The sequence below is a fragment of the Gemmobacter sp. 24YEA27 genome (assembly GCF_030052995.1).
Classification (GTDB): domain Bacteria; phylum Pseudomonadota; class Alphaproteobacteria; order Rhodobacterales; family Rhodobacteraceae; genus Pseudogemmobacter.
In genome coordinates, this window is record NZ_JASJPW010000001.1 from 742,571 (window position 1) to 768,228 (window position 25,658).

The 25,658-nt window shown below is 64.0% G+C and carries 25 protein-coding genes; 18 read left to right on the forward strand and 7 right to left on the reverse strand.

The annotated features are described in order from the left end of the window. The first annotated feature begins 91 nt into the window (after nucleotides 1-91). On the forward strand, nucleotides 92-1,339 hold the full coding sequence (gene ilvA, locus QNO18_RS03710) for a threonine ammonia-lyase IlvA (RefSeq protein WP_283176581.1): 1,248 nt from the start codon (nucleotides 92-94) through the stop codon (nucleotides 1,337-1,339). 23 nt (nucleotides 1,340-1,362) lie between these two features. On the opposite strand, the gene QNO18_RS03715 is transcribed toward ilvA, so the two are convergent. Beyond that, complete coding sequence (locus tag QNO18_RS03715; RefSeq protein WP_283176582.1) at nucleotides 1,363-1,965, reverse strand: HD family hydrolase; 603 nt, start codon at nucleotides 1,963-1,965, stop codon at nucleotides 1,363-1,365. A 176-nt stretch (nucleotides 1,966-2,141) separates the two neighbouring features. Between QNO18_RS03715 and ahcY the strand changes: the two genes are divergently transcribed. From ahcY to QNO18_RS03730, 3 genes are all read left to right on the forward strand, one after another. Beyond that, entirely contained in the window at nucleotides 2,142-3,530 is a 1,389-nt protein-coding gene (gene ahcY / locus QNO18_RS03720) for an adenosylhomocysteinase (RefSeq protein WP_283176583.1), read from the forward strand. A gap of 148 nt (nucleotides 3,531-3,678) precedes the next feature. Then, complete coding sequence (locus QNO18_RS03725) at nucleotides 3,679-4,020, forward strand: DUF2853 family protein (RefSeq protein WP_283176584.1); 342 nt, start codon at nucleotides 3,679-3,681, stop codon at nucleotides 4,018-4,020. Nucleotides 4,021-4,130: 110 nt separating this feature from the next. Beyond that, nucleotides 4,131-5,333, forward strand: coding sequence for an MFS transporter (locus QNO18_RS03730; RefSeq protein WP_283176585.1), 1,203 nt, complete (start codon nucleotides 4,131-4,133; stop codon nucleotides 5,331-5,333). A 169-nt stretch (nucleotides 5,334-5,502) separates the two neighbouring features. Here QNO18_RS03730 and QNO18_RS03735 read toward each other — a convergent pair whose 3' ends face one another. The 4 genes from QNO18_RS03735 to tsaD are packed head-to-tail and all read right to left on the reverse strand — an operon-like array spanning nucleotide 5,503 to nucleotide 8,224. After that, nucleotides 5,503-5,922 (reverse strand): EVE domain-containing protein, encoded by a 420-nt coding sequence (locus tag QNO18_RS03735; RefSeq protein WP_283176586.1) that lies wholly within the window; start codon nucleotides 5,920-5,922, stop codon nucleotides 5,503-5,505. Continuing rightward, nucleotides 5,919-6,191 carry a YciI family protein gene (locus QNO18_RS03740; RefSeq protein WP_283176587.1) on the reverse strand — a complete coding sequence of 91 codons (273 nt, stop codon included), beginning with the start codon at nucleotides 6,189-6,191 and terminating at the stop codon, nucleotides 5,919-5,921. The genes QNO18_RS03735 and QNO18_RS03740 overlap by 4 nt, the downstream gene beginning before the upstream one ends. Nucleotides 6,192-6,194: 3 nt before the next feature. Next, nucleotides 6,195-7,145 carry an NAD(P)H-dependent glycerol-3-phosphate dehydrogenase gene (locus tag QNO18_RS03745; protein ID WP_283176588.1) on the reverse strand — a complete coding sequence of 317 codons (951 nt, stop codon included), beginning with the start codon at nucleotides 7,143-7,145 and terminating at the stop codon, nucleotides 6,195-6,197. After that, nucleotides 7,142-8,224, reverse strand: a complete 1,083-nt coding sequence (tsaD, locus tag QNO18_RS03750) for a tRNA (adenosine(37)-N6)-threonylcarbamoyltransferase complex transferase subunit TsaD (protein WP_283176589.1) — start codon at nucleotides 8,222-8,224, stop codon at nucleotides 7,142-7,144. Before tsaD ends, QNO18_RS03745 begins: the two co-directional genes overlap by 4 nt. A 118-nt stretch (nucleotides 8,225-8,342) precedes the next feature. Between tsaD and QNO18_RS03755 the strand changes: the two genes are divergently transcribed. The 3 genes from QNO18_RS03755 to QNO18_RS03765 all read left to right on the forward strand — a co-directional run bounded on the left by QNO18_RS03755 (nucleotide 8,343) and on the right by QNO18_RS03765 (nucleotide 11,822). Then, entirely contained in the window at nucleotides 8,343-9,065 is a 723-nt protein-coding gene (locus QNO18_RS03755; protein ID WP_283176590.1) for a uroporphyrinogen-III synthase, read from the forward strand. 75 nt (nucleotides 9,066-9,140) lie between these two features. Further along, nucleotides 9,141-10,274 carry a hypothetical protein gene (locus QNO18_RS03760; RefSeq protein WP_283176591.1) on the forward strand — a complete coding sequence of 378 codons (1,134 nt, stop codon included), beginning with the start codon at nucleotides 9,141-9,143 and terminating at the stop codon, nucleotides 10,272-10,274. Between the two features lie 18 nt (nucleotides 10,275-10,292). After that, nucleotides 10,293-11,822, forward strand: coding sequence for a heme biosynthesis HemY N-terminal domain-containing protein (locus tag QNO18_RS03765; RefSeq protein WP_283176592.1), 1,530 nt, complete (start codon nucleotides 10,293-10,295; stop codon nucleotides 11,820-11,822). Between the two features lie 34 nt (nucleotides 11,823-11,856). Here the strand turns inward: QNO18_RS03765 and QNO18_RS03770 are convergent, their stop codons facing one another. Beyond that, nucleotides 11,857-13,059: a benzoate/H(+) symporter BenE family transporter gene (locus tag QNO18_RS03770; protein ID WP_283176593.1), complete on the reverse strand. Its 1,203-nt coding sequence runs from the start codon at nucleotides 13,057-13,059 to the stop codon at nucleotides 11,857-11,859. A gap of 191 nt (nucleotides 13,060-13,250) precedes the next feature. Between QNO18_RS03770 and QNO18_RS03775 the strand changes: the two genes are divergently transcribed. Next, nucleotides 13,251-14,765, forward strand: coding sequence for a PLP-dependent aminotransferase family protein (locus QNO18_RS03775; RefSeq protein WP_283176594.1), 1,515 nt, complete (start codon nucleotides 13,251-13,253; stop codon nucleotides 14,763-14,765). 89 nt (nucleotides 14,766-14,854) lie between these two features. Then, entirely contained in the window at nucleotides 14,855-15,658 is an 804-nt protein-coding gene (locus QNO18_RS03780) for a YggS family pyridoxal phosphate-dependent enzyme (RefSeq protein ID WP_283176595.1), read from the forward strand. Nucleotides 15,659-15,666: 8 nt separating this feature from the next. On the opposite strand, the gene QNO18_RS03785 is transcribed toward QNO18_RS03780, so the two are convergent. Continuing rightward, complete coding sequence (locus QNO18_RS03785; protein ID WP_283176596.1) at nucleotides 15,667-16,395, reverse strand: helix-turn-helix domain-containing protein; 729 nt, start codon at nucleotides 16,393-16,395, stop codon at nucleotides 15,667-15,669. Nucleotides 16,396-16,614: 219 nt separating this feature from the next. Between QNO18_RS03785 and QNO18_RS03790 the strand changes: the two genes are divergently transcribed. The 9 genes from QNO18_RS03790 (at nucleotide 16,615) to QNO18_RS03830 (ending at nucleotide 25,610) form a co-directional block, all read left to right on the forward strand. Next, complete coding sequence (locus QNO18_RS03790) at nucleotides 16,615-17,829, forward strand: ABC transporter substrate-binding protein (protein WP_283176597.1); 1,215 nt, start codon at nucleotides 16,615-16,617, stop codon at nucleotides 17,827-17,829. A 79-nt stretch (nucleotides 17,830-17,908) separates the two neighbouring features. Next, nucleotides 17,909-19,411 (forward strand): aldehyde dehydrogenase, encoded by a 1,503-nt coding sequence (locus tag QNO18_RS03795; RefSeq protein ID WP_283176598.1) that lies wholly within the window; start codon nucleotides 17,909-17,911, stop codon nucleotides 19,409-19,411. Nucleotides 19,412-19,435: 24 nt separating this feature from the next. After that, the gene (locus QNO18_RS03800; RefSeq protein ID WP_283176599.1) at nucleotides 19,436-20,203 is read left to right on the forward strand and encodes an SDR family NAD(P)-dependent oxidoreductase; all 768 of its coding nucleotides are present in this window, start codon (nucleotides 19,436-19,438) and stop codon (nucleotides 20,201-20,203) included. Between the two features lie 11 nt (nucleotides 20,204-20,214). After that, nucleotides 20,215-21,342: a CoA transferase gene (locus QNO18_RS03805; protein WP_283176600.1), complete on the forward strand. Its 1,128-nt coding sequence runs from the start codon at nucleotides 20,215-20,217 to the stop codon at nucleotides 21,340-21,342. Beyond that, complete coding sequence (locus tag QNO18_RS03810) at nucleotides 21,339-22,115, forward strand: ABC transporter ATP-binding protein (RefSeq protein ID WP_283176601.1); 777 nt, start codon at nucleotides 21,339-21,341, stop codon at nucleotides 22,113-22,115. Before QNO18_RS03805 ends, QNO18_RS03810 begins: the two co-directional genes overlap by 4 nt. Further along, complete coding sequence (locus tag QNO18_RS03815; RefSeq protein WP_283176602.1) at nucleotides 22,112-22,813, forward strand: ABC transporter ATP-binding protein; 702 nt, start codon at nucleotides 22,112-22,114, stop codon at nucleotides 22,811-22,813. The genes QNO18_RS03810 and QNO18_RS03815 overlap by 4 nt, the downstream gene beginning before the upstream one ends. A 12-nt stretch (nucleotides 22,814-22,825) precedes the next feature. Next, nucleotides 22,826-23,713, forward strand: coding sequence for a branched-chain amino acid ABC transporter permease (locus QNO18_RS03820; RefSeq protein WP_283176603.1), 888 nt, complete (start codon nucleotides 22,826-22,828; stop codon nucleotides 23,711-23,713). Nucleotide 23,714: 1 nt separating this feature from the next. Next, complete coding sequence (locus QNO18_RS03825) at nucleotides 23,715-24,719, forward strand: branched-chain amino acid ABC transporter permease (RefSeq protein ID WP_283176604.1); 1,005 nt, start codon at nucleotides 23,715-23,717, stop codon at nucleotides 24,717-24,719. Between the two features lie 12 nt (nucleotides 24,720-24,731). Next, nucleotides 24,732-25,610, forward strand: a complete 879-nt coding sequence (locus tag QNO18_RS03830; RefSeq protein ID WP_283176605.1) for a hydroxymethylglutaryl-CoA lyase — start codon at nucleotides 24,732-24,734, stop codon at nucleotides 25,608-25,610. The last annotated feature ends 48 nt before the right edge of the window (nucleotides 25,611-25,658 follow it).

A 25,658-nucleotide genomic window follows, 5' to 3' on the forward strand; every position in this document is an offset into this window, starting at 1 on the left:
CGTTATCCGGGTGCCGCCTGGCCTTTGTGACCCGGCTTTTCGGCGCGGGACGGATCTTGCGCAACTTCGCGCCTTGAGGCATGGCTCTGCCATGACCGATTTTGCCCAAGCCGCAAGAGCCGCCACGCGTGAGTTGCGCCAGCTGTTCCCCGAAACGCCGCTTCAGCGCAACGAGCATCTCTCGTCGCGTTATGAGGCCGATATCTGGCTGAAACGCGAGGATCTGACGCCGGTGCGCAGCTACAAGCTGCGGGGCGCCTTCAATGCGATGCGCAAGATGCGGGTGGCGCAGCCGGATCAGATGAGTTTCGTCTGCGCGAGTGCCGGCAATCATGCCCAGGGCATGGCCTTTGCCTGCCGGCATTTCGGGGTGAACGGTATCATTTTCATGCCGGTGACGACACCGCAGCAAAAGATCGACAAGACGCGGATCTTTGGCGGGCCGAATGTCGAGATCGTGCTGACCGGCGACTATTTCGATCAGACGCTCGCGGCGGCGCAGGCCTTTTGCCTTGAGCGCGGCGCTCATTTTCTGGCGCCTTTCGACGATCCGGATGTGATCGAGGGCCAGGCCAGTGTGGGCGTCGAGATGCTGGAACAGCTGGGCCGGATGCCGGACCTTGTCGTTGTGCCGGTCGGTGGCGGCGGGCTCGCCGCGGGTGTGACGACCTATCTGCATGCGGTCTCGCCGCAGACCGATTTCCGCTATGTCGAACCCATGGGCGGCGCCTGTCTGGCCGAGGCGGTGCGCCTTGGCGGACCGCAAAAGCTCGCAAAGGTGAACAGCTTTGTTGATGGGGCGGCGGTGGCGAGACTGGGTCAGATGACCTGGGAGCGGCTGAACCATGTCAGACCCGATCAGGTGCTGCTGGCGCCCGAAGACCGGGTCTGTATCACCATGCTCGAGATGCTGAATGTCGAGGGGATCGTTCTGGAACCCGCCGGGGCGCTTTCGATCGATGTGCTGCCGGAACTTGCCGGTCAGATCCGTGGCAAGACGGTGGTCTGTGTCACTTCGGGCAGCAATTTCGACTTTGAGCGTCTGCCGGAGGTCAAGGAACGCGCGCAGCGCTATGCCGGGCTGAAGAAGTATTTCATCCTGAGAATGCCGCAGCGCCCTGGCGCCTTGCGCGAGTTTCTGTCGATGCTGGGCCCGGATGATGACGTGACCCGGTTTGAATATATGAAGAAATCGGCGCGGAATTTCGGCTCGATCCTGATCGGGATCGAAACCAAAGTGCATGGCGATTTCGATGCGTTCACGGCGCGAATGGATGCGGCCGGCTTTGCCTATCGCGACATCACCGATGATGAGGCTCTGGCCGAGTTCCTTATCTGATCGTCTTCTTGCCCGGCGGGATCTCACTGACCTGCCAGTTTCAAAAGCGCGTCATGGCGGCTGACGAAGTCACGCCGGACTTCGGCGGGCGGGCGCAGGACGATTTCAAGGCCGCGCGCCAGCGCCGGATCGGGGCGGCCGAAGAACCGGTTGGCCTCGGTCTCGGAAAAGCCCGCGATCTGCACCGCTTCCAGCCAGGCCGAAACATTGTCGGCCAGCTTGATCTGTTTCTTGATTGCCGCCGGCAGCATCGAAGGCAGGCCGAATTTCAGATGGACCGCCGCTGTCAGCCTTGTGTCGAGCTCGCCATAACCCGGCCCGACGGCCGCCTTCACCGGGCTGATCATGTCACCGATCACATATTCAGGCGCGTCATGCAGCAGCGCCGCCAGCTGCCAGCGCGGCGCGATGCCGGGATTGGCGCGTGAAAAGATCGCCTCGACCAGCAGTGAATGTTCGGCGACCGAATAGGGCCAGTCGCCGCGCGTCTGCCCGTTCCAGCGCGCCACAAAGGCAAGGCCATGGGCGATATCGGCAATCTCGATATCCATCGGAGTCGGGTCCAGCAGGTCGAGCCGGCGCCCCGAGAGCATTCTTTGCCAGGCACGTGCCTGTTTCGCTGCCATTCACGGCCTCCCGCCCGGGCCCTGCCCGGAATTCTGTCGGGGCACGGCGGAAACCGATCCGGAAACGGGCATTCCGGCTGGTCCCGGGTCGTGCCGGAACCATCTTATTGCCCGTTTCCATTGCCGATGGTAAGGGGGCGCCGAGAAGGTTCAGCGGTCAGGTTCAGGAGAGAAGTATGGCAACGGATTATATCGTCAAGGATATCGGCCTCGCGGATTTCGGTCGCAAGGAACTGGTTATCGCAGAGACAGAAATGCCGGGCCTGATGTCCTGCCGTGAGGAATTCGGCCCGTCGCAGCCGCTGAAAGGCGCGCGCATCGTCGGCTCGCTGCACATGACCATCCAGACGGCGGTGCTGATCGAAACGCTGACGGCCCTCGGTGCCGATGTGCGTTGGGCTTCGTGCAACATCTTCTCGACCCAGGATCACGCCGCCGCCGCGATCGCTGCCGCAGGCGTTCCGGTGTTTGCCGTCAAGGGCCAGACCCTGACCGAGCATTGGGATTACCTGGACCGCTCGTTCATGTTTGCAGAGGGCGCGAATATGATCCTCGACGATGGTGGCGATGCTACGCTCTATGTCCTTGTCGGCGCGCGGATGGAAGCGGGCGAGGATGTGCTCGCGGTGCCGCAATCCGAGGAAGAAGAAGTCATCAAGCTGCAGATCCAGAAGCGGATGAAGGCAAGCCCCGGCTGGTTCGCGAAAACCAGGGCCGCGATCAAGGGTGTTTCGGAAGAGACCACCACCGGCGTCCACCGCCTCTATGATCTGCACAAGAAGGGCCAGCTGCCCTTCCCGGCGATCAACGTCAACGACTCGGTCACCAAGTCCAAGTTCGACAACAAATATGGCTGCAAGGAATCGCTGGTTGATGGCATCCGCCGCGCCACCGACACGATGATGGCCGGCAAGGTTGCGGTCGTGTGCGGCTATGGCGATGTGGGCAAAGGCTCGGCCGCTTCGCTGCTGGGCGCGGGCGCGCGGGTGAAGGTTACCGAGGTCGATCCGATCTGTGCGCTTCAGGCGGCAATGGACGGGTTCGAAGTGGTGCTTCTGGAAGATGTGGTGGCAAGCGCCGACATCTTCATCACCACCACCGGCAACAAGGACGTGATCCGGCTGGAACACATGCACGCCATGAAAGACATGGCGATTGTCGGCAATATCGGCCATTTCGACAATGAGATTCAGGTTGCCGCGCTGAAAAACCACAAATGGACCAATATCAAGGACCAGGTGGACATGATCGAGATGCCCTCGGGCGCCCGGATCATCCTCCTGTCGGAAGGCCGTCTCCTGAACCTCGGCAATGCGACCGGTCACCCGTCCTTCGTGATGTCGGCTTCCTTCACCAACCAGACGCTGGCGCAGATCGAGCTGTGGACCAAGGGCGAAGAGTATCAGCCCGGCGTCTATATCCTGCCGAAAGCGCTGGATGAGAAAGTGGCCCGTCTGCATCTGAAGAAAATCGGCGTCAAACTGACCGAGCTGAAGCCCGACCAGGCCGCCTATATCGGCGTGAATGTCGACGGGCCCTACAAGGCAGAACACTACCGCTACTGATCGCTCACACCTTGTGACATGCGCGCGCGCCCCGTCTCTTTCTGAGGCGGGGCGTCATTTTTTCCCATTGCCGTTTGAGGCTGACCGCATAAACTCGGCCGCGACCCCGCATTTCGGGGGGGTTTCTGGGAAAATAGCGAGGACAGCTATGGGCAAGCGGGACGAACTGATCGCCAAATATGCCGACGATCTGAAGAACAAATGCGGCGTGACGCCGGATCTGGACCTTCTTACCAGGGTCACCATCGGCTGCGGTCCGACGATCTACAACGCGGATTCCTCGACCGTTGCGGCCTCGGACCCGGAAGAACTGGCCCGGGTGAAAGCCAGCTTCCTGATCAAGAAGCTGGGCCTTGCCGACAGCGCGGCGCTGGATGAAGGCATCAATGCCGCGATCGAGACCTATGGTAAATCCGAGCGCAACAAATACCGCGCCGTGTTCTATTATCTGCTTGTTAAACATTTCGGCAAAGATAGCGCTTACGCCTGATCACGCCGGTTCGGATCCGATCCGGATTGTAACCGGATCAATCCGACAGATTGTCATTCTCTTAAAGCCGCGTCATGGTGACGCGGCTTTCTGTTTTCGCGCAGGTCGTCATGTCCACCAATGTCCAAAGCAGCACAACCGTGGAAACCACGGTGGTTCCGATCGTGCTCGCCGTCTCTATGGGTCATCTTCTCAATGACCTGATGCAAAGCCTTATCCCGGCTTCCTTCCCGCTCTTCGAGGAGAAATTCTCGCTGAGCTTTACCCAGATCGGGTTGATTACCCTTGTTTTTCAGGGGGTTGGTTCGATCTTGCAACCGCTGGTCGGCTATTACACCGACAGGCGGCCGATGCCCTATGCGCTGTCGCTCGGGATGCTTTCGACCGGGGTCGGGCTGATCGCGCTCGCCCATGCCACCAGTTTCGCGATGATCCTGTGGTCGGTCGCGCTGGTTGGGCTGGGCTCGGCTATCTTTCATCCTGAGAGCTCGCGCATCGCGCGGCTGGCGGCGGGGATGCGGCCCGGTTTTGCGCAAAGCCTGTTCCAGGTCGGCGGAAATGCCGGCACGGCGCTCGGGCCCCTGGCGGCGGCCTTTGTCGTCATGGCCCAGGGGCAGTTGTCGATCCAGCTTTTCGCGGGGGTCGCGCTGGCCGGTATGCTGCTGCTGGGGGCGGTCGGGCGCTGGTATACTCAGGTGGGCGCCGGCCGGCTGGTTGCGCGCAAGACGCGGCTGAAGACCGTGGTGCCGCTGCCGCCCGAGGTGGTGCGTCGCGGCATGTTCCTGCTGATCCTGCTGATGATGTCGAAATTCATCTATTCGGTCAGTTTCTCCAGCTACTACACCTTCTACCTGATGAAGCAGTTTGCCATTCCGGCTGAACAGGCCCAGGTCTGCCTCTTCATCTTCCTCTCTGCCGTGGCGGCAGGGACGATCATCGGTGGCCCGATCGGCGACAAGATCGGGCGGCGGAAGGTGATTCTCTGGTCGATCTTCGGGATTCTGCCGCTGACCATCGTGCTGCCCTGGCTGCCGCTGATCCCGAATGTGATCGTGGCCTCGGTGGCGGGGCTGATGCTGGCCTCGGCTTTCCCGGCAATGGTGGTCTATGCCCAGGATCTGATGCCGCAAAACACCGGCATGGTCGCTGGTCTTCTGTTCGGGCTGGCCTTTGGCATCGCGGCCATCGGGGCGGCGGCGCTTGGCGTGCTGGCCGATGAATATGGCATCATCACCGTCTACAAGATCTGCGCCTTCCTGCCTTTGATCGGCGTTGTCGCGATCTTCCTGCCCAATCCGCGCGTGACCCACTGAACCGTTGGATTTGCGATAAATGAAGGGCGCTTCGGATTTGTCCGGAGCGCCCTTTTCTGTCACTGTAACCCTGTCGGCGGCAGAAGCCCGGGACCTTAATTTCAACACGTGCGGGGTGCATGTGGGGTGGAAGGAGGGTCCTGCAGGGGTGCGGGGCCCTCCGGATCTCTTACGGCTCAACCCCACCCATAAGGCAGATGATTTCCCATTCCTGGGGGCTGACCGGCTGAACTGAAAGCCGCGTATTGTTCACCAGAATCATCTGTTCCAGACCCGGGGTCACCTTGGCCTCATCCAGTGTGATATGGCGTTTCAGCGGTTTGATCGCCCTGATCCAGACACAGTCCCAGCGGGGATCTTCGGTGGTGCTGTCGGGCGCGCTTTCGCGGCAGACCTCGACAATGCCCACCACTTCCTTGCCGATATTCGAATGGTAGAAAAAGCCGCGATCGCTGATTTTCATTGCCCGCATATTGTTGCGCGCCTGATAGTTCCGCACGCCGTTCCATTCCTCGCCCACGTCACCTTTGGCAACCTGGGCATCCCAGGACCAGGTGTCGGGTTCGGATTTGAAAAGCCAGTAATTCATCCGATCACCCTTTTCCATTCGCGGATGGTCACATCCTGGAACAAACCGGCCTTCGCGTAAGGATCTGCCGCAGCCCAGGCGCGGGCCTGGTCAAGGCCGTCAACGGTCAGGATCACCAGGCTCCCGATCATCGCGCCATCGCTGTCCAGAAACGGACCGGCCATCTCGACGATACCGGTCTCGGCGATATAGGCCAGATGGGCGTCACGATTGGCCTTGCGGGTCTCGAGATGGCCCGGCTTATCGATGCAGATCAGGGCTGCGCGCATGTCTCACTCCTGTTTCAGCGGGCGCGACATCAGGTCCCTGACCGCTTCTCCCAGATTGGTTTCGCCTGCGACCAGCCGCGCGACCATGGTGGTCACCGGCATGTCGATCTTCTTTTCACCTGCGAGCCGCGTGGCCGCCTGAGCGGTCGCAACCCCCTCGACGGTGGCCTTCGCCGCCTCGCGGCCCTGACCAAGCGCCAGCCCATGCGAGAAATTCCGCGACTGTTCCGAGGTGCAGGTCAGGATCAGATCGCCCAGACCCGAGAGGCCGGCCAGCGTCTCGGCGCGCGCGCCAAGGGCGACCGCAAGCCGGCTCATCTCGGCATAGCCCCGGGTGATCAGCGCGGCACGGGCGGAATCGCCAAAACCCGCGCCGATTACCACGCCGGCGGCAATCGCGATCACGTTTTTCAGCGCGCCGCCCAGCTGCGCGCCGGTCACATCATCGCTGCGATAAAGCCGCAAGGTCTGGGTCGACAGCAGATATTGCAAAGCCTCGGCGCGCGGGCAATCGCAGGCAAGGGTCAGTGCCGTCGGCAGGCCCCGCGCGATATCAGCGGCAAAGCTCGGGCCGGTCAGCACGGCTTTCGCCCTGCTCGCCCCCGCCGCCGCCATCACTTCTGCAGGGCCTTGCAGTGTGGTCAGGTCAATACCTTTGGAACAGGCGACGAGGTCGGTGTTCAGAAGATCCGGCGCCTCGGCAAGGAAACCGCGCATCGCCTGCATCGGCATGGCCAGAAGAACCGCCTCGCATCTTGCCAGATCCGCCAGCCCGTCCTGGATTAGGATGCCTTGCGGCAGCGCGATCCCCGGAAGTTTATCCGCCTCGCGCCGCGCGCGCATCCGCGCGCGGGCCCCGGCATCGCGGGCCCAGAGCCGCACCTCGCGCCCGTCTTTGGCGAGCGTGACCGCAAGGGCCACTCCGAAAGCCCCGGCGCCTGCGATTCCGATCATGCCTTCGCCCCCCGTTTCCCGGATCCCAGCATCGGCGCCGCGCTTTCATCCAGCGGCCAGCGCGAGCGGGCGACGAGGGCCGATCTGTCTTCCGCGCCATAGAGGAAACGCTCGATCCCGGCCCAGGCGATCATCGCGCCATTATCGGTACAAAGCCGCAAAGGAGGCGCCAGGAAACGCGCGCCGGCGGCATCACAAACAGTCTCTAACCTTGCCCGAATGGCCTGATTTGCCGCAACGCCGCCCGCCACGGCCAGCACCGGTGCGGGAAAAAGCTCCAGCGCGCGGCGGGTCTTTTCGGCCAGAACCGAGGCCACGGCCTCCTGAAACCCGGCGCAAAGATCGCGGCGATCTTGCAGCATCAGCCCGCCTTTCTCTGCGATGATCGCATCGCGTGCGCGCAGCACAGCGGTTTTCAGCCCCGAGAAAGACAGATCGCAGCCCGGCCGATCCAGCAGAGGGCGCGGAAAACGGAACCGTTTCGCATTGCCCAGGGCGGCTTCGCGTTCAACATGCGGCCCGCCTGGCTGCGGCAGGCCGAGGAGTTTCGCGATCTTGTCAAAGGCTTCGCCTGGGGCATCATCAATGGTGGAGCCAAGGCGGCGGAAATCTTCCGGCCCTTCGACCGCAAGGAACTGGCAATGCCCGCCCGAGACGAGCAGCATGAGATAGGGATTGGCGATGCCATCGGTCAGCCGTGGCGTCAGCGCATGGCCGGCGAGGTGGTTCACTGCGACCAGAGGCAGGCCGGTTGCCGCAGCGAGGCCCTTTGCCAGCATCAGCCCCGATAAAAGCCCGCCAATCAGGCCGGGCCCCGCCGTGACCGCGATTCCGTCAAGGTCACGCAGCCCGAGGCCCGCCTCGCGCAAGGCGGCCTCAACCGCGTAGTCCAGCCGTTCAGCATGGGCACGGGCGGCGATTTCAGGAACCACGCCGCCAAAGGGCGCATGCAATGTTGCCTGACCCTCGACCACCGAAGACAGGATTTCGGCCTCGCCTGTGGCATGGCGACGCACGACCGCAGCCGCCGTATCATCGCAGCTTGATTCAATCCCGAGAAAGATCGTCGTTTCCGTCATGGCGCCTGGCATTCCCGGGCGGCGCGGCTTGTGGCGCGACCCTTCCTGCAGGTAGCATCCGCCCCGGCATCAGACAATGCCGGAAGACAATCCAGCCAGCGCGGAGGGGCCCCGGCGCATGCCGACCCAGATCATCCTCAACACCCGTCCGGAGCCTCAGGCCAGCCGCTTCACCGCCGAACTTGTGGCCAGCTTCGGGGAACGGGCGCTTGTGGTGGCCTCGCCTCTGATGCTGCCGGAGTTTCTTGCGCCGGCCTTTCAGGACGGGGATTTCCAGGCGCTGGTCCTGACATCAGAGGCTGGCGCGATTGCGGCTATACGTTTGCAGGCAGAGGGTGCGCAGTTGCCGCCCTGTGCCATCTGCGTCGGGGATCGCACGGCGGAAGTGGCAAAAAACGCAGGCTTAGAGACTGTTTCGGCGGGTGGAGATGCCGGGGATCTTGTCCGGCTGATCCTCTCGCGGCAGGAGGACCGGCTTTTATACCTGCATGGTGAGGACCGGGCGGCCGATCTTGGGGCAGCCCTTGTGCCATTCGGGCGCAAGGTCACCTCGCTGGTGGTGTATCGCCAGCGCGCCTGTCCGCTGACCGCCCGCGCACGGGCCGCGATTGCGTCGGGCGAGCCTCTGATCTTGCCGCTGTTTTCACCGCGTTCGGCGCGGCTTTTCCTTGAGGCGGCTGAAGGCCTTCCCTTGTCGCATCTGCAGCCAGTGGTCATCAGCGAGAATGCGCGGCTGATTCTGCCAGAGGCGCTGGCCGATCTGGCGCTGGTGGCAGTGCGACCGGACGGGCCGTCGATGATTGCGGCGATTGCCCGCTGCTTTCCGCCGCTCGCGGGTTGACTGCGGGTTGAACAGGGCGGGCCCTGGGGCTTACCTTGCAGGCATATCGGAATGCGTCTGACGGAGTGACCCTGAATGGCAGTGGAAGAAGATCCGGCTCGGGTGACGGGCGAGGCCACCGCAGCCATTTCGCCAGATGCGAAGGACGCGGCGCCGGCAGATGCGGTCGCGGCAGTTGCAACCGAAGTGGAACCTCAGCCCGTTGATCCCGCGACTGCGGGCATGTATCGCGCGCCGCCGCCACGCAGGGGCGGTTTTGTTGCGCCTTTTCTGGGTGGCGTTGTCGCCGCGGCCCTGGGGTTTGGCCTGTCGCATTTCAACGTTTTTGGCCTCAGGGCCGATCTCGATGCCGAATGGATCAGGGACGAGATTGCGCAGCTCGGGACGCGACTGACCGAAGAGGGGCAGACCGCTGCCAGCGCCAGCAAAGGTGCAAGCGATGCCGCTGCGGCGGCCGACAGCGCGGCCCGGGCGGTTGGCGAACAGGTTTCCGCGCTGGCCGGGCGGATTGACGGGCTTGACGCGCAGGTGCGGGCTCAGGCCGAGGCCTTGCCCGACGGCACCATCCCGCCCGCTGCCTTTGCGGCGCTGAAAGCCGAGGTTGATGCGCTGAAAAATGCGCCTGCCAGTCAGCCCGGCGGTCAGATGGATGCCGATGCCCTGCGCCAGCAGATCACCGCCGAACTGGATGCCCGCGCCAGCGAGGTCGCGGCCGAGGCCGAGCGCGCAGCGGAGGCCACGCGCCAGGCGGCGCTGCGGGATGCGGCCTGGATCACGCTGAATGAGGCGGTGAAAAACGGCCAGCCCTATGCCGATGCGCTGACCGCGCTTGGCGTGACAGCGGTGCCCGAGGCGCTTGGCGCCCATGCGGCGGAGGGCCTGCCGGGCGTGCAACAGCTTGCCGCGAGTTTCCCCGAGGCGGCGCGCGAAGCGCTGGATATTTCGCTGCGTGCCGATGAGGCGGGTGGTTTCGGCGACCGCGCGCTTTCGCTTTTGCGCGTCACCACCGGTCAGCGCTCGCTGACGCCGCAGCAGGGAACCGATCCCGATGCGGTGCTGTCGCGCGCCGAGGCGGCGGTTGGCGCCGGAGATCTGCCGGCGGCGCTGACGGAGTTGAAGGGCCTTCCCCCGAGGGGCAGGCGGCGATGGAGCCTTGGGTTTTGCAGGCCCAGGCGCGCATTGATGCCGAAGCGGCGCTTGCCGCGCTGAAGCCGTAAGGAGGGCATCATGCTCTGGTCGCTGGTCAAAATTGCGGTGTTTCTTGGTCTGGTGACCCTGCTGGCGGTGGTCGCCGGCGGCATGTCCGAACAGGGCGGGACGGTGCGGCTCTGGGCTTTTGATCAGGAGTTCACGCTGAACCCGCTCGCAGCGCTGGTTGTGCTTTTGCTGGCGGTGGTGCTGGTCTGGCTCGGGCTGAAACTGGTCGGGCTTTTGTTCGCCGTGCTGCGGTTTCTCAACGGCGACGAGACCGCGATCAGCCGCTACTTCGACCGCAACCGCGAGCGTCGCGGCTATGCCGCGTTGTCAGACGGGCTGATCGCCCTGGCCTCGGGCGAGCCGAATACCGCGCTGGCTCGTGCCCGTACAGCCGAACGCCTGCTGCAAAAGCCGGAACTCACGCGGCTTCTGACCGCCCAGGCTGCCGAGGCCGCCGGGGATGGCCGCGCCGCGACCGAGGCCTGGAAGGCGCTATTGGGCGATGAACAGACGCGGTTTGTCGCGGTGCGCGGGCTGATGCGGCAGAAGCTGGCATCAGGCGATACCGCGACCGCGCTGAAACTTGCGGAACAGGCGCTGGCCCTGAAGCCGAAACATTCCGAGACCCAGGACGTTTTGCTGAAACTTCAGGCAGAAGGGGGCGACTGGGCCGGCGCGCGCGGGACGCTGTCGCAAAAGCTGCGCTCGGGAGAATTGCCGCGCTCGGTCTATCGGCGTCGCGATGCGCTGCTGGCGCTGCAAGAGGCGAAAACGGTGCTGGATGAGGGGTCGACGATCGAGGCGCGCGAGGCGGCGATCGAGGCCAACAAGCTCTCGCCCGACCTGATCCCGGCGGCGGTGATCGCGGCGCGGGCGCTGGTGGCGAAGGGCGACAGCAAAAGCGCGACCCGGGTTCTGAAAAAGGCCTGGGAGGCACAGCCTCATCCCGATCTGGCGGCGGCTTTCGCGGCCATTGAGCCCTCCGAGACGGCGGAGCAGCGGCTGAAACGTTTCCGCGCTTTTCTGGCATCGCGCCCCGATCACGAGGAAAGCCGGCTGACCGAGGCAGAGCTTTTGCTGGCCGCCGAGGATTTCCGGGGCGCGAAAGCGGCGCTTGCAGCCATCCCGGTGGATCACCCGACGCAGCGCTCGCTTGCGATCCTGGCGGCGGCCGAACGCGGCATGGGGGCCCCGGATGAAGAGGTGCGCGGGGTGCTTGCCCGCGCCCTTGCGGCGTCGCGCGGGCCGGAATGGGTCTGCGACAAATGCGGCACGGTTCATGCGCAATGGGTGCCGATCTGTGCGTCGTGCAGCGGTTTCGACACCCTGTCCTGGCGCGAACCCGATGGCATCCAGGGCAGCCGCCCTGCGACCAGTGCCGGCCTCGCGCCGCTTTTATTCGCGGCGACACGCCCGGCGCCGGTGCCGGAATTTGTCAGTCTGCCGGACCCCGAAGAGGCCGAGGTGATCGAGACCAGCGCGCCTGTGCTGCCTGACAAGGCCGAAGAGGTGCCGGATCAGGCGATCACGCCGGATGAAATCCTGCGTCGGGCCACCTGAGGGGCGGTTGCCGCCCGGATGACGGGGTATCAGATCATCCGGGCTTCCGGTCCCGCCTCGTCAGCACCGCCCAGGCGATCAGCCCGATCACCAGGCCCCAGAACGAGCCGCCGATCCCCAGCATCCGGATATTTGCGGCTGAGGCGAGAAAGGTGATCAGCGCCACTTCGCGAAGCCTCGGCTCTGCCATCGCGGTGGCAAGACTGCTGCCGATGGTGCCGAGAAGCGCAAGCCCTGCGAGCGTGGTGATGAAAGCCGCCGGAAGAGCCATGAACACCCCCACCAGCGCCAGGCCGAAAACGCCTGTCAGCGTGTAGAACAGCCCGGCTGCGATACCGCCGATCCAGCGCTTTGAAGGATCCACATGTGCCTCTGGCCCGGTCACGATGGCCGCCGTGATAGCCGCGACATTGAAGGCATGCGAGCCGAAGGGCGCCATCACCAGCGAGCCAAGGCCGGTCGTGGTCACAATCGGGTTGGCGCTGGTCGTATAGCCATCATTTCTGAGGACCAGCATCCCCGGCATATATTGCCCGGTCAGCGTGATCAGGAACAAAGGCAGCGCGATACTGAGCGCCGCGTTCAGTGTAAAGACGGGGGCGGTGAAAAGCGGCATGGCCAGCTCGAATCGCAGGCCGGAGAACCCGACCTCGCCACGCAGCAACAGCCAGGCGAGGCCGATGGTGAGGATCCCCACAATCGCATAGCGCGCGGTAAAGCGTTTGAGGATCAGATAGCTGCCAACCAGCACGCCCACCAGGGCCGGGTCGGCGCTGGCACCTCCGAAAGCATCAATCCCGAATTGCAGCAGGATCCCGGCCAGCAAGGCTGCGGCGATGGCAGGGGGGATCAGGCGGATCAGGCGGTCGAAACAACCCGAGACGCCCAGGATCACGAAGCCGAGGGCCGAGAGCATATAGGCGCCGATGGCTTCGGGATAGCTGACACCTGCCAATGCGGTGACGAGGAAGGCGGCTCCGGGTGTTGACCAGGCGGTTATGACGGGCGCGCGGTAGCGCCAGCTGAGGACGAGGCCGGTCAGGCCCACCCCCACCGAAACCGACCAGACCCAGGAAGCGGTCTGTGCGAGGTCGAGCCCGGCCATGCGCGCCGCCTGGAACACCAGGATAAAGGTGCCGCCATAATTGACAATGACCGAGATCAGCCCGGCGTTGACCGGATGCAGAAGATCCCGGGCGCTGATTCTGGCTGTGGGGGCAGGGGAGGGCGCAGACATGTGAAACTTCCGGATGACGGTCAATTGCCTCAGGGCCTATCCGGAAAATGGCCGGACAGTTCCTGCCAATTTTTTCACTTAATTCAGACCAATTTGACCAAGGGGCGGTGCATCCCGGCATCCCGGCCTCGCAATCAGGCGGCATTTCTGGCAGGATACCGGTTACAGGATGCGCCAGAGGAGCAGACCAATTGTTCCGCCATTCCCAGCTTGAAACCGTCAAGGCCTGGCTCCTTCATCCTGATCAGGCCGGTTTGCCACTGCATGGCCGGATCCAGCGGGCGATCCGTCAGCTGATCCTCGATGGGGCGCTGGCGGCAGAAAAACCGCTGCCGGCGACGCGGGGGCTGGCAGCGTCGCTCGGGGTGTCCCGCGACACGGTCGAGGCCGCTTACAACCAGCTCCATGCCGAAGGTTTCATCCGCCGCCGCGTCGGCAGCGGCAGTTTCGTGGCGGCGATCCGCGATCTGCGTCCGGCCTCGCGCCGCGTCACAGGCCAGGGGGCGCCGGCTTCGGGCGAGGTCACTGCGCGGGGCGGGCTCAGTGCAAGGGGCGCCGCGATTGTGGCCAATGGCGGAACCCATACCGGCCCGCCGGGGCGGATTTTTCAGCAGGGCTTGCCCGAGACGCGCAATTTTCCGATCCGGATCTGGGAACGGCTGGAGCGCCAGGTGCTGCGCGATCATGGCTCCAGCGCCCTGATCATGACCGACCCACAGGGGGCAGAGCCGCTGCGTCAGGCGATTGCCGACCATGTCAATCTGGAACGCGGGGCGCGGGCAACGGCGGATCGGGTGCTGATCCTTACCAGCTCGCAACAGGCGATGGCACTGACGGCCAATCTGCTGCTTGATCCGGGCGACCGGATTTTCGTCGAAGACCCCGGCTATCACGGCGCGCGGCAGGCTTTTGCGGCGGCGGGGGCCGTGCCGGTGCCGGTGCCGCTTGATGATCAGGGGATCCTTGTCGACCGCATGCTTGATGCGCCGGACCGGGCGCGGGCGGTGTCATTGACCCCTTCGCACCAGTTTCCGACCGGCGCGACCCTGTCGCTGGAGCGCCGGCTTGCGCTGATCGGCTGGGCCGCCGAGCATCGCGGCTGGATTATCGAAGATGATTATGACAGCGAATTCCACTACACAGGCCGGCCGACGGCCTGCGTGCAGGGGCTCGATCCGCATGGGCGCACGATCTATATCGGCACTTTCACCAAATCGCTGTTTCCCGGGCTGCGGCTTGGCTATCTGATCCTGCCGCCCGATCTGGTGCAGCCCTTCACGCTGGCGCGGACGCAGCAGGATGGTCACCCCGCCTCGATCCCGCAGCTGGTGCTGGCGCGGTTCATGCAGGGCGGTCATTTCGGCGCGCATATCCGGCTGATGCGCGCAATCTATGCGGAAAGGCTGCGAATCCTGGCGCGGCTGGTCGAGACACATCTGGCGGGCCTCGTCGAGGCCAGGGTACCAGCAGGCGGGTTGCAGATGCCTTGCCTCCTGACCTGTGCGCTGTCAGAGGCGCAGGTGATCGACGCTGCCTCCAAGGCGGGGCTTGGCCTCACAGGCCTGACCGGTCTGCATGCGACTGCGCGGCCGAGGCCGGGCTTCCTGCTGGGGTTTGCCGCCTTCACCCCCACGGAGCTGGAAAGCGGTGTGCGCAGGCTGGCCGCCATTCTGAATGGCCTGTCGGGTGATCGCGACGGCGCCTGAATTGGTCGGCTGATCTGTCCGGAATTGGTGGGGTCCGCACCGCCGGTTCCGGGCCAGAATGGGCGGCCCCCGGTTTGCGAGATATGCCCATGCCCACGACCATTGCCCCGCTGCCCCTGCCTGGCTCTGACCTGAGCGCGGCCGATATTGCCCGTTTCGGCCCCGATCCGCAGCAGAGATTTGCGCAAGGTCTCGCAGATACAGAGGCCCGGATCGCGGCCGCCTGCGCGCGTTCCGGGCGGGACAGGCGCGACGTGCGGCTCTTGCCGGTCACCAAAACCCTGCCCGCGCATATTCTGCGCCTGGCCTGGGCCGCCGGGATCCGCGATTTCGGGGAGAACAAGCTGCAGGAGGCGCGCGAGAAACAGGCGGCTTTGTCCGATCTGGCGATCCGCTGGAGCATTATCGGCCATCTCCAGACCAATAAGGTGAAGTATCTCGTGAGGTTTGCCTCCGAGTTTCATGCGCTGGACAGCCTGCGCCTTGCAGCAGAGCTGAACCGGCGACTGGAGGCCGAAGGCCGCGATCTGGACGTCTTTATCCAGGTTAATACCTCGGGCGAGGAGAGCAAATATGGCCTCAGCCCGGACAGGCTGCATGAGTTTCTCGGTCAGCTGGATGGTTTTGAACGCCTGAAGCCGCAGGGGCTTATGACCCTCGCTATTCTCAGCCCCGACCCGGTGCGCGTCAGGCACTGCTTTGCACTTTTGCGCCGGTTGCGCGATGAGGCCCAGATCAGGCGCCCGGAAATTTCGCGTCTTTCCATGGGGATGACCAGCGATTTCGAAATCGCGATCGAAGAGGGGGCCGATGTGGTTCGGGTTGGTCAGGCGATCTTTGGCCCGCGCCCGAAAGAGGCCGGGCCGTTCTGGCCAGGCCTCGATGATCTCTGAACCGCCTGCTACATCTCGTGACGTTGCAGGACGGCGCGGATTGTTTCCGCAATTTCGGCGCGCCGTTCCAGACATCGCGAACGTGGCCCGGCCACCACGAGTGAAAGCCGCCAGTCATCCAGAATGACCGGCATCGCGACCCCGGCAAGGTCGGGCACATATTCTGAATCGCTCTGGTGATAGCCGCGCGCCGTGGCGGCGCTCAGGGCTGCCTCGACCGCCGCACCATCTTGCGGCGCGGTCGCGGGGCTGGGCGAAAACGCAATCCGCCGGTAAAGCGCCTCGCGCTCGGTGGGTGTAAATCCGGCCAGCAATGCGCGCCCGACTGAGCTGGCCTGGATCGGCACCCGGCTGCCGGTCGCCGCGTAATAGCGCACCGGCTGCGGTGACTCGAGCACATGGAGCATGATCGCACAGACGCCCGAGGGCGCAGCAACACAGGTGGTCTCGCCGGTCTGGTCGCGGATTTCGGTCACCGCCTGCAACAGGCGCTGCGGCAAGGGCGCGGCATCGTTGAAAGCCTGGACCGCCAGCATCCAGCGCGGGCTGGGATAATAGCCTCCGCGCGCGACTGGTTCAAAAAGATAGCCTTTTTCCGCCAGCGTCCCGATCAGATTAAAGGTGCTGGAACGCGGCCATTGCAGCTCTGCGGCGATCTCGGCCATGGTGGCGGGCCGCCGCCGCTCTGCAAAAAACTCCAGCAATTCCAGAACATTTACCGCTTGTTTGACCAGCATGATCCCTCCCCGCAAGTGAACGCCAGCGCCCATCATCGTCTGAACGGGAAGCTGGAAGCTTAATCTGCCCTTCGCGTGACTGCCATAGCAGGATATTCGTCGCGCTCTGAAATAATTCATGTACAGAGACATAATGTACATGTATATGAATTTCTGGCGAGGCGCCGGGCGAAACTCCCCGGCACAGAATCGCGACCCATCAAGCTTTGGGAGGAGCTTATGAAGGCGAACCTGACCCGGGGTCTGTGCGCATTGCTCGCATCGGCCTGGATTCCTGCGGCGGCTCTGGCCGGGGACAAGACCGATGTGACGATCGGCGTTCTGGCCGATATGAGCGGCATCTTCTCCGATATCGGCGGCGAAGGGGCGGTGATCGCCACCCGTATGGCGGTAGAAGACTTTGAAAAACGCCCCGAGGCTGCGAAATTCGACATCCGTATCGTTTCGGCCGATGCGCAGAACAAGCCCGACATCTCGGCAGGAATCGCGCGAAAATGGTTCGATTCCGACGGGGTCGATGCGCTTGTTGACCTGCCGACCAGTGCAATTTCGCTGGCGCTGGCGCCGCTCGCGCAGGAGGCCAATAAGGTGGCGCTGCTGACGGCGTCGGGCACCTCTGATCTGACCGGCAAGGCCTGCAGCCCAAATTCGGTGCACTGGACCTATGACACCTGGGCGCTGGCGCATGGCACGGCCAAGGCGGTGACAGGGCTTGGCAAAAAGAACTGGTACTTTCTGACGGTCGATTTCGCGCTTGGCCATTCGCTGGAGCGGGACGCGTCAGAGGTCGTGCTGGCCTCGGGTGGCGAGGTGAAGGGCACGGTGCGGCACCCGACCAATGCGGCGGATTTCACATCCTACCTGTTGCAGGCGCAAAGCAGCGGTGCCGATGTGATCGCGCTGGCCAATACCGGCGGTGATGCCAGCAATACGCTGAAACAGGCGGCGGAATTCGGCATGGTGGGCGGTGGCCAGACATTCGCCGGGATGCTGATGTTCCTGTCGGACATCCATTCGACCGGGCTTGAAACCGCGCAGGGCCTCTTGCTGACCACCGGCTTCTACTGGGACCGCAATGACGAGACCCGCGCCTTTGGCGAGCGCTTTGCCGACCTGAACAACGGGCGCAAGCCGACGATGAACCAGGCCGGCGCCTATTCGGCGACGCTCGCCTATCTTGAGGCGGTCGCCGTGGTCGGCTCGCCCGAAGATGGCGCGGCTGTGGTGCGCGCGATGCGCGAGCGGGGCGAGTTTGAGGATCCGCTGTTCGGCAAGACCTCGCTGCGAGAAGATGGCCGTGTGCTGCATGATATGCTGCTTGTCGAAGTGAAGACCCCGGCGGAATCGACCGCGCCTTACGACTATTACAAGATCATCGAAGTCATGCCTGGTGAGACCGCTTTCCGGCGCTGGCCGAGGGTGGCTGCCCGCTGATCGCGCAGTAATCCCTGCGCCCGGGTCCGCCGGACGGTTCTGGCGGGCCCTTCTTTCCCCTGACAAACGAGAGACCCCGATGCCCGTGACACCGGCAAATAGCGACATATTGCGTTTCGACAGGCTTTACATCGGTGGCGAATGGGTGCTGCCGGAAGAAGGCGGCATGATCGAAAGCATCGATCCCTCGACCGGTGCGGTCTGGGCTTTGGTGGCGCGGGCCGGGCGCGGCGATGTTGATCGCGCGGTGGCGGCGGCGCGGGCGGCACTTGAGGGGCCATGGGGCACGATGCCCGGCCATGAACGCGCGGCCCTGATGCGCCGGTTCGCCGATCTTTACCAGGCGCGGGCGGGCGAACTGGCCGAACTGGAAGCGCGTGATTCCGGTCGTGCGATCCGCGAGGCTCGGGCCGATATTGGCAGCCATCACAACGGCTATCATTGGTGGGCCTCGCTGGCCGATAAGGCTTCGGGGCGGACGATCCCCTTTGACAATACGGTTCACGCTTTCACAAGCCGCGTGCCGGTTGGAGTTGTCGCGGCAATCACTCCCTGGAATGTGCCGCTGATGGCGGCGGCCTGGAAGCTTGGCCCCGCGCTGGCGGCGGGCTGCACCGTGGTGTTGAAACCGGCGGAGCAAACCCCGGTCGGAACGCTGGAGCTGGGGCGGCTCTTTGAGGCCGCAGGCTTCCCGCCGGGCGTGGTGAATATCGTGCCGGGCTATGGCGGCGGCGATGTCGGGGAATGGCTGGTGGCGCATCCGGGCGTCGACAAGGTGGCCTTCACTGGCGAGGGCGGCACTGCCCGGGCGATTGTGAATGTTGGTTCACAAACGATGAAACGCTTTACGTTCGAGCTGGGCGGCAAGTCTCCGCATATCATTTTCGACGATGCCGATATCGACCAGGCGCTGAATGCGGCAACCAATTCGGCCTGGACATTATGTGGTCAAAGCTGCGCACTCGGCTCGCGCGTGCTGGTGCAGCGGTCTGTCTATGACCGCGTGGTGGCAGGGTTCCGCGACTGTGCAGCCCGCGTGCGGGTCGGCCCGGCGTGTGATGCAAACACCCATATGGGGCCGCAGGCGCATCTGGCGCAGCTGGAAAAAACCGTTGCCTATATCGGTTATGGCAAGGAAGACGGCGCCGAGCTGATCACGGGCGGCGAGCGCCTTTCGGGTGGTATCCATGGCAATGGCTACTTCGTGCAGCCGACGGTTTTCGCGGGCGTTTCCAACGATATGCGCATCGCTCAGGATGAGATCTTTGGCCCCGTGGCAGCGCTGATCCCCTTTGACGACGAAGACGACGCCGTCCGCATCGCCAATGACACCCGTTATGGTCTGACGGCGGGGCTATGGACCGGCGATACCGGGCGCGCGCATCGCGTGGCCGCAAAGATCCGCGCGGGCATGGTCTGGGTCAATACCTACCGGTTTATCCGCTGGTCCACCCCTTATGGCGGCTTCGGCGCCAGCGGCTGGGGCCGCGAGAACGGGGTCGAGGCGCTCGACAGCTATCTGGAAACCAAAACCACCATCATCAGCACCCATGGGCGTTTCCCCGACGCCTATGCCGACTGAGCTGCCATCAAGAGGAGGGCCATCATGCGCCTGAAAGACAAACGCGTCATCGTCACCGCCGCCGCCTCGGGCATGGGCCGCGCCGGGGTCGAGCTGTTCCTGCGCGAAGGCGCCAGTGTCGTCGCCGTCGATGTCAGCGAGGCGGGCCTTGCCGCGCTGAGCGCCGATCTCGCGGCGGGCGACCGGCTGCACACGATCCGCGCCGATCTGTCGAAACCCGAAGAAATGCGCTCATCCATCAATGAAGGTGCGGCGTTGCTGGGCGGGGTTGATGTGCTCTGGGCCCATGCCGGCATCCCCGGCCCGGGCGGCGTCGAGGCGCTGGATGTTGACGCCTATAACCTTGCCATGACGCTGAACGTCACCTCCGCCACGCTGGCGGCGGGCGAGGTCATCGCCCATATGCGCAAGGCCGGCGGCGGCTCGATCGTCTTCACCTCATCGGTCTCGGGTCTGGTCGGGTCGATGTTCAGCCCGGTCTATTCGGCGGCGAAATTCGCCGTGGTCGGCCTGACGAAATCCCTCGCGCAGCGTTTTGCGGCGGATAATGTGCGCGTGAATGTCGTCTGCCCGGGGCTGGCAGACACGCCGATGAAGCTTGGTTTCACCGGGCGTTCCGGCGATCCGGCCGAGGCCGAGGCCAACCAGGCCCGGATGATGACCGCAGTCCCGATGGGGCGGCTGTGCAAGGCAGAGGAAGTCGCCCATGCCGCGCTCTGGCTGGCCTCGGATGATGCATCCTTCGTCACCGGCGTGGCGCTGCCGGTCGATGGCGGCTTTACCGCGCGCTGAGGGGGGCGAAGATGGCTGGCCCGCTTGCAGGCATCCGCATTCTTGACCTGACCACCGTGATCGCCGGGCCTTTTGCCACGCAGATGCTGGGCGATCTGGGGGCGCAGGTCATCAAGGTCGAGGCACCGGGGGGCGATATCATGCGCGCCCCAGGTCCGGCCCGCAGCCCCGGCATGGGGGCGGCGTTCCTCAACTGCAACCGCAACAAGGATCTGGTGACGCTGGATCTGAAAGACCCGGGCGATCACGCAAGGCTGATGGAAGAGATCGCCGGAGCGGATGTCTTTGTCCATAATATGCGGATGGGGGCTGCGCGCAGGCTCGGGCTGGATGCGGAGACACTCGGGCCCCGCTTTCCGCGGCTGATCTATTGCGCGATTGTGGGCTTTGGTCAGGACGGGCCTTACCGCGACCGCCCCGCCTATGACGATATCATTCAGGCCGCGAGCGGCTGGGCGGGGCTGATGCCGGGGACCGACGGTCCCGCCTATGCGCCGACCATCGTGGCCGACAAGACGGCGGGGCTTTTCGCGGTCTCGGCCATCACTTCGGCGCTGTTTGAACGCGAACGCAGCGGCCAGGGCCAGGCTGTCGAGGTGCCGATGTTTGAAAGCATGGTGTCATTCCTGGCGGTAGAGCATCTGGCGGGGCTGAGCTTCATTCCGCCTGAGGGGCCCGCGGGCTATCAGCGGCTGCTGACCCCCTGGCGGCGCCCATACCGCGCGGCGGATGGCTATATCGCCGTGATGCCCTATTCCGGCGGGCATTGGCAGGCATTTTTCCGCGCCGCCGGGCGCGAGGACTGGGCAACTGAGCCAGCGCTGACCGATGACCGCGCGCGCGCCGCCATGATCGCCACGCTTTACGAACGGCTTGCGTCGCTGCTGCAAAGCCGCAAGGTTCAGGACTGGCTCGACCTGCTGGAACCGCTGCAAATCCCCTGTTCGCGTGTAAACCGTTTCGAAGACCTTGCCCGGGATCCTCATGTCCAGGCGACCGGCCTGTTTTGTGAAACCGATCATCCCAGCGAAGGCAGGATGCTGACAGTCAGGCCGCCGCTGCGTTTTTCGCGGAGCCGTTGCCAGATCCGCAATCTTGCCAGCCGTCAGGCCCCCCGCATGTCGAGGAGACCCGAATGACCCCGTTACCCAAGGCCGGGCCCGCCCGCGCCGTTCTTTCCGCGCGCGGGCTGGGCAAGACATTTGCCGGTTTCACCGCCGTCAACAATGTCGATCTTGATGTGGAACATGCGCGGATCCATGCGCTGATCGGGCCAAATGGCGCGGGCAAGACAACAGTTTTCAATCTGCTGACCAAGTTTCTGCGCCCGACCTCTGGCACGATCACGCTGATGGGCGAGGATATCACCGCGATGACCCCTGACCGCGTGGCACGGATGGGGATGGTGCGGTCGTTCCAGATCTCGGCAGTGTTTCCGCATCTGACGGTGCTGGAAAACATCCGCACCGCGTTGCAGCGCCCCAATGGGCTGGCCACGCAATTCTGGCTGCCGATGAAGGCGCTGGACCGGCTGACCCCGCGCGCAACCGAGCTGGTTGAACAATTCGGCCTGACGCCCTGGATCAACCACCGCGCAACCGATCTGTCCTATGGCCGCAAACGCGTGCTGGAAATCGCAACCACGCTGGCGCTGGACCCAAAGCTTTTGCTGCTGGATGAGCCGCTGGCGGGCATGGGGCAGGAGGATGTGCAGATGGTTGCGGGTGTAATCCGCGAGTTGGGCAAATCCCGCGCCGTGCTGATGGTGGAACACAACCTCTCGGTCGTGGCGGATATCTGTGACCAGGTCACCGTTTTGCAGCGCGGCGAGGTCATCGCATCCGGCAATTACGCAAGCGTCGCCGCCGACCCCCGCGTCCGCAGCGCCTATATGGGCACGGAGGAACCATGACCACCTGTCTCGAGGTAAAGGATCTGGAGGCCTGGTATGGCGAAAGCCATGTCCTCCATGGTGTCAGTCTGACGGTGAAGGCGGGGGAAACCCTCTGCATTCTTGGCCGCAATGGCATGGGCAAGACCACGACTTTGCGCGCCATTATGGGCATCCTGAAAAAGCGCACTGGCAGCATCCGGCTGGGCGACACCGATCTGATGACGGTGCCTTTGCACCGGGTCGCGAAAGCGGGGCTTGGTTTTGTGCCCGAAGAGCGCGGCATTTTTTCGGCGCTGAGCGTCGAGGAAAACCTGATGCTGCCGCCGATGGTGGCGCCGGGCGGCATGAGCCTTGACGAGATCTATGATCTCTTCCCGAACCTTTTGGAACGCAGGCGTTCGCAGGGCACGCGGCTTTCGGGGGGCGAGCAGCAGATGCTGGCAATCGCCCGCATCCTGCGCACCGGCGCCACCTGTATCCTGCTGGACGAGCCGACCGAGGGGCTTGCCCCCGTCATCATCGAACGGATCGGCGATGTGCTGAAAACGCTGAAATCGCGCGGGCTGACCATTGTGCTCGTCGAGCAGAACTTCCGTTTCGCCCAGAAGGTCGCCGACCGTTTCTGCCTGATGGATCACGGCCGCATCACCGAAGACTTCCCGGTGGCCGAGCTGGCACAGCATCGCGAGGCCCTGGCCCGCGTGCTGGGCGTGTAAGAGGAGAGCTCCATGATCATGGTTTTCGGTATCCCCCTCCAGGCACTGATGAGTCAGCTGCTGGTCGGGTTGATCAACGGCTCTTTCTACGCGCTTCTCAGCCTTGGCCTCGCGGTGATCTTCGGCCTGCTCAGGGTGATCAACTTTGCCCATGGCGCGCAATATATGCTGGGCGCGTTCACCACGCTTTTGCTGCTGACGCTGCTGGGGGTGAATTACTGGTTTGCACTGATCCTTGCGCCGCTGATCGTGGGGCTGAGCGGCGTGCTCGTTGAGCGGTTGTTCCTGCGCCGCCTTTACGAGCTTGACCACCTGCATGGGCTTTTGTTCACCTTCGGCCTCGCGCTGGCGCTGGAAGGGGTGTTTCGCTGGTTCTTCGGCGTCTCGGGCTCGCCCTATCCGGTGCCGGAGCTGCTGAAGGGCACGGTCAATCTTGGGTTCATGATGCTGCCGATCTACCGCGCCTGGGTGGTGGTGGCTTCGCTGGTGATGTGCCTTGCGGTCTGGCTGGTGATCGAGCGCACGAAACTGGGGTCCTACCTGCGCGCCGCGACCGAAAACCCGCAGCTGGTGCAGGCTTTTGGGGTGAATGTGCCGCTTTTGCTGACGCTGACTTACGGGCTGGGCGCTGGGCTTGCAGGTTTTGCCGGTGTGCTGGCGGCGCCGATCTACCAGATCTCGCCTTTGATGGGGTCGCATCTGATCATCGTCGTCTTCGCCGTGGTCGTGGTGGGCGGCATGGGGTCAATCCTTGGCGCGATCTTCACCGGCTATCTCCTGGGCATCGCCGAGGCGCTGACCAAGGTCTTCTACCCCGAAGCGTCGAGCACCGTCATTTTCGTGATCATGGCGATCATTCTTCTGGTCCGGCCTGCCGGTCTGTTCGGAAAGGAGGCCTGAAATGTCCCATCCCACATCCGCCGCCGGGGCTGTTTCTGACGAGGTCAGGCCGATCCGCCAGGCCATCACCATCCGCCGCCTTTTGCTGATCGCGCTGGTCGCCCTGCTGCTGGTGGCGCCCTTGCTGGTCTACCCGCTGTTCATGATGAAGTTCCTGTGCTTTGCGCTTTTCGCGGCGGCCTTCAACCTGCTCCTCGGCTATACCGGCCTCCTCAGCTTTGGCCATGCGGCGTTTTTCGGTGGCGCGGCCTATTTCACCGCCCATGCGATGAAGGAATGGGGGCTGACGCCTGAACTTGGCCTCTTGGTCGGTGTCATCGGTGCGGCGGCGCTCGGGCTTTTGTTCGGCCTCCTCGCGATCCGCCGCCAGGGGATATATTTCGCGATGATCACGCTGGCGCTGTCGCAGATGTTCTACTTCTTCTGCATCCAGGCGCCGTTCACCCATGGCGAGGATGGCATTCAATCGGTGCCGCGCGGCAATGTCTTTGGGCTGATCAGCCTTTCGGACACGATGACCATGTATTATTTCGTGCTGGCGGTCTTCCTGATCGGCATGGCGGTGATCTGGCGGTTCGTGCATTCGCCCTTTGGGATGGTGCTGAAATCCATTCGCGAGAATGAGCAGCGTGCGGTCTCGCTGGGTCTCTCAGTCGCGCGCTACAAGCTGGGCGCTTTCGTGATGTCAGCGGCGCTGGCGGGGCTTGCGGGCGGGCTGAAGGCGCTCGTGTTCCAGTTTGCGACGCTGACAGATGTGACCTGGCAAATGTCGGGCGAGGTGATCCTGATGAACCTTCTGGGCGGGATCGGCACCATTCTCGGGCCGGTGGCCGGGGCCGGGCTGATCGTGGCGCTTGGAAATGGGCTGGCGACCTCGGACTTCCCGGTCACCATCATCACCGGGGTCGTGTTCATGGCCTGCGTCCTGTTGTTCCGCCGCGGAATCCTTGGGCAGTTCTACAGCTCGAAGCTGGGGCGGATGCTCGGTTTCACCCCGCCGGGCTGAGGAGAGAAAGCGATGACCCAAAAGTCGGGAAAAGCGGTCCGCATCTACGAGGTCGGGCCGAGGGATGGCTTGCAAAATGAGCCGGGTTTCGTGCCGACCGCGACAAAAATCGCGCTGATCGATATGCTTTCGCAGACCGGCCTGACCCATATCGAGGCGGCGAGTTTCGTCTCGCCCCGCTGGGTGCCGCAAATGGCGGATGCGGGTGCGGTGATGGCGGGGATCGCGCCCGCGCCCGGCGTCATCTATGCCGCCCTGACCCCGAACCTGCGCGGGATGGAGGCTGCGCTGGCCGCCGGTGTCCGCGAAGTCGCGATCTTCGCCTCGGCGTCCGAGAGCTTTTCGCAGCGCAATATCAACTGTTCGATTGCCGAGAGCCTTGCGCGGTTCGCGCCGGTCGCGGCCCTGGCGCAAGAGGCCGGGGTCGCGCTGCGCGGCTATGTGAGCTGCATCACCCATTGCCCCTATGAGGGGGACGTGCGCCCCGGAGCGGCGCTGTCGGTAAGCGAAGCGCTGTTCAGCCTTGGCTGCTATGAGGTCTCACTGGGCGACACTTTGGGCCGCGCGGTGCCTCAGGATATCGACCGGCTGCTGGCAGTGCTGCTGCTCCGGCTGGATCCGGCACGGCTTGCCGGGCATTTCCACGATACCGGCGGACAGGCCATTGCCAATGTCGATGTGGCGCTGGCGGCGGGGCTCAGGGTGTTTGACAGCTCGATCGCGGGGCTGGGCGGTTGCCCCTATGCGCCGGGTGCCAAAGGGAATGTCTCGACCACCCTGCTGGCGCGGCATCTGGAAAGCGCGGGCTGGGTGACCGGCCTGGATCTGACGGCGCTGGCACGCGCCGAAGAGTACATTCGTCTCAAACTGAAAGAGGGGGCTGGTTCATGAGCGGCTTCTCCACCATCCGGGTCGCAACCGATGCGCAGGGCATCGCGA

Bases quoted from the DNA above. Each gene is read 5' to 3' on its own strand.
- QNO18_RS03765 (WP_283176592.1), top strand. From the start codon at position 10,293: ATGCTCTGGTCGCTGGTCAAAATTGCGGTGTTTCTTGGTCTGGTGACC.
- QNO18_RS03725 (WP_283176584.1), top strand. From the start codon at position 3,679: ATGGGCAAGCGGGACGAACTGATCGCCAAATATGCCGACGATCTGAAG.
- ahcY (WP_283176583.1), top strand. From the start codon at position 2,142: ATGGCAACGGATTATATCGTCAAGGATATCGGCCTCGCGGATTTCGGT.
- QNO18_RS03780 (WP_283176595.1), top strand. From the start codon at position 14,855: ATGCCCACGACCATTGCCCCGCTGCCCCTGCCTGGCTCTGACCTGAGC.
- ilvA (WP_283176581.1), top strand. From the start codon at position 92: ATGACCGATTTTGCCCAAGCCGCAAGAGCCGCCACGCGTGAGTTGCGC.
- QNO18_RS03825 (WP_283176604.1), top strand. From the start codon at position 23,715: ATGTCCCATCCCACATCCGCCGCCGGGGCTGTTTCTGACGAGGTCAGG.
- QNO18_RS03785 (WP_283176596.1), bottom strand. From the start codon at position 16,395: ATGCTGGTCAAACAAGCGGTAAATGTTCTGGAATTGCTGGAGTTTTTT.
- QNO18_RS03735 (WP_283176586.1), bottom strand. From the start codon at position 5,922: ATGAATTACTGGCTTTTCAAATCCGAACCCGACACCTGGTCCTGGGAT.
- QNO18_RS03810 (WP_283176601.1), top strand. From the start codon at position 21,339: ATGACCCCGTTACCCAAGGCCGGGCCCGCCCGCGCCGTTCTTTCCGCG.
- QNO18_RS03795 (WP_283176598.1), top strand. From the start codon at position 17,909: ATGCCCGTGACACCGGCAAATAGCGACATATTGCGTTTCGACAGGCTT.
- QNO18_RS03805 (WP_283176600.1), top strand. From the start codon at position 20,215: ATGGCTGGCCCGCTTGCAGGCATCCGCATTCTTGACCTGACCACCGTG.
- QNO18_RS03755 (WP_283176590.1), top strand. From the start codon at position 8,343: ATGCCGACCCAGATCATCCTCAACACCCGTCCGGAGCCTCAGGCCAGC.
- QNO18_RS03830 (WP_283176605.1), top strand. From the start codon at position 24,732: ATGACCCAAAAGTCGGGAAAAGCGGTCCGCATCTACGAGGTCGGGCCG.
- QNO18_RS03730 (WP_283176585.1), top strand. From the start codon at position 4,131: ATGTCCACCAATGTCCAAAGCAGCACAACCGTGGAAACCACGGTGGTT.
- QNO18_RS03760 (WP_283176591.1), top strand. From the start codon at position 9,141: ATGGCAGTGGAAGAAGATCCGGCTCGGGTGACGGGCGAGGCCACCGCA.
- QNO18_RS03815 (WP_283176602.1), top strand. From the start codon at position 22,112: ATGACCACCTGTCTCGAGGTAAAGGATCTGGAGGCCTGGTATGGCGAA.
- QNO18_RS03770 (WP_283176593.1), bottom strand. From the start codon at position 13,059: ATGTCTGCGCCCTCCCCTGCCCCCACAGCCAGAATCAGCGCCCGGGAT.
- QNO18_RS03790 (WP_283176597.1), top strand. From the start codon at position 16,615: ATGAAGGCGAACCTGACCCGGGGTCTGTGCGCATTGCTCGCATCGGCC.
- QNO18_RS03820 (WP_283176603.1), top strand. From the start codon at position 22,826: ATGATCATGGTTTTCGGTATCCCCCTCCAGGCACTGATGAGTCAGCTG.
- QNO18_RS03740 (WP_283176587.1), bottom strand. From the start codon at position 6,191: ATGCGCGCAGCCCTGATCTGCATCGATAAGCCGGGCCATCTCGAGACC.
- QNO18_RS03745 (WP_283176588.1), bottom strand. From the start codon at position 7,145: ATGATCGGAATCGCAGGCGCCGGGGCTTTCGGAGTGGCCCTTGCGGTC.
- QNO18_RS03715 (WP_283176582.1), bottom strand. From the start codon at position 1,965: ATGGCAGCGAAACAGGCACGTGCCTGGCAAAGAATGCTCTCGGGGCGC.
- QNO18_RS03800 (WP_283176599.1), top strand. From the start codon at position 19,436: ATGCGCCTGAAAGACAAACGCGTCATCGTCACCGCCGCCGCCTCGGGC.
- tsaD (WP_283176589.1), bottom strand. From the start codon at position 8,224: ATGACGGAAACGACGATCTTTCTCGGGATTGAATCAAGCTGCGATGAT.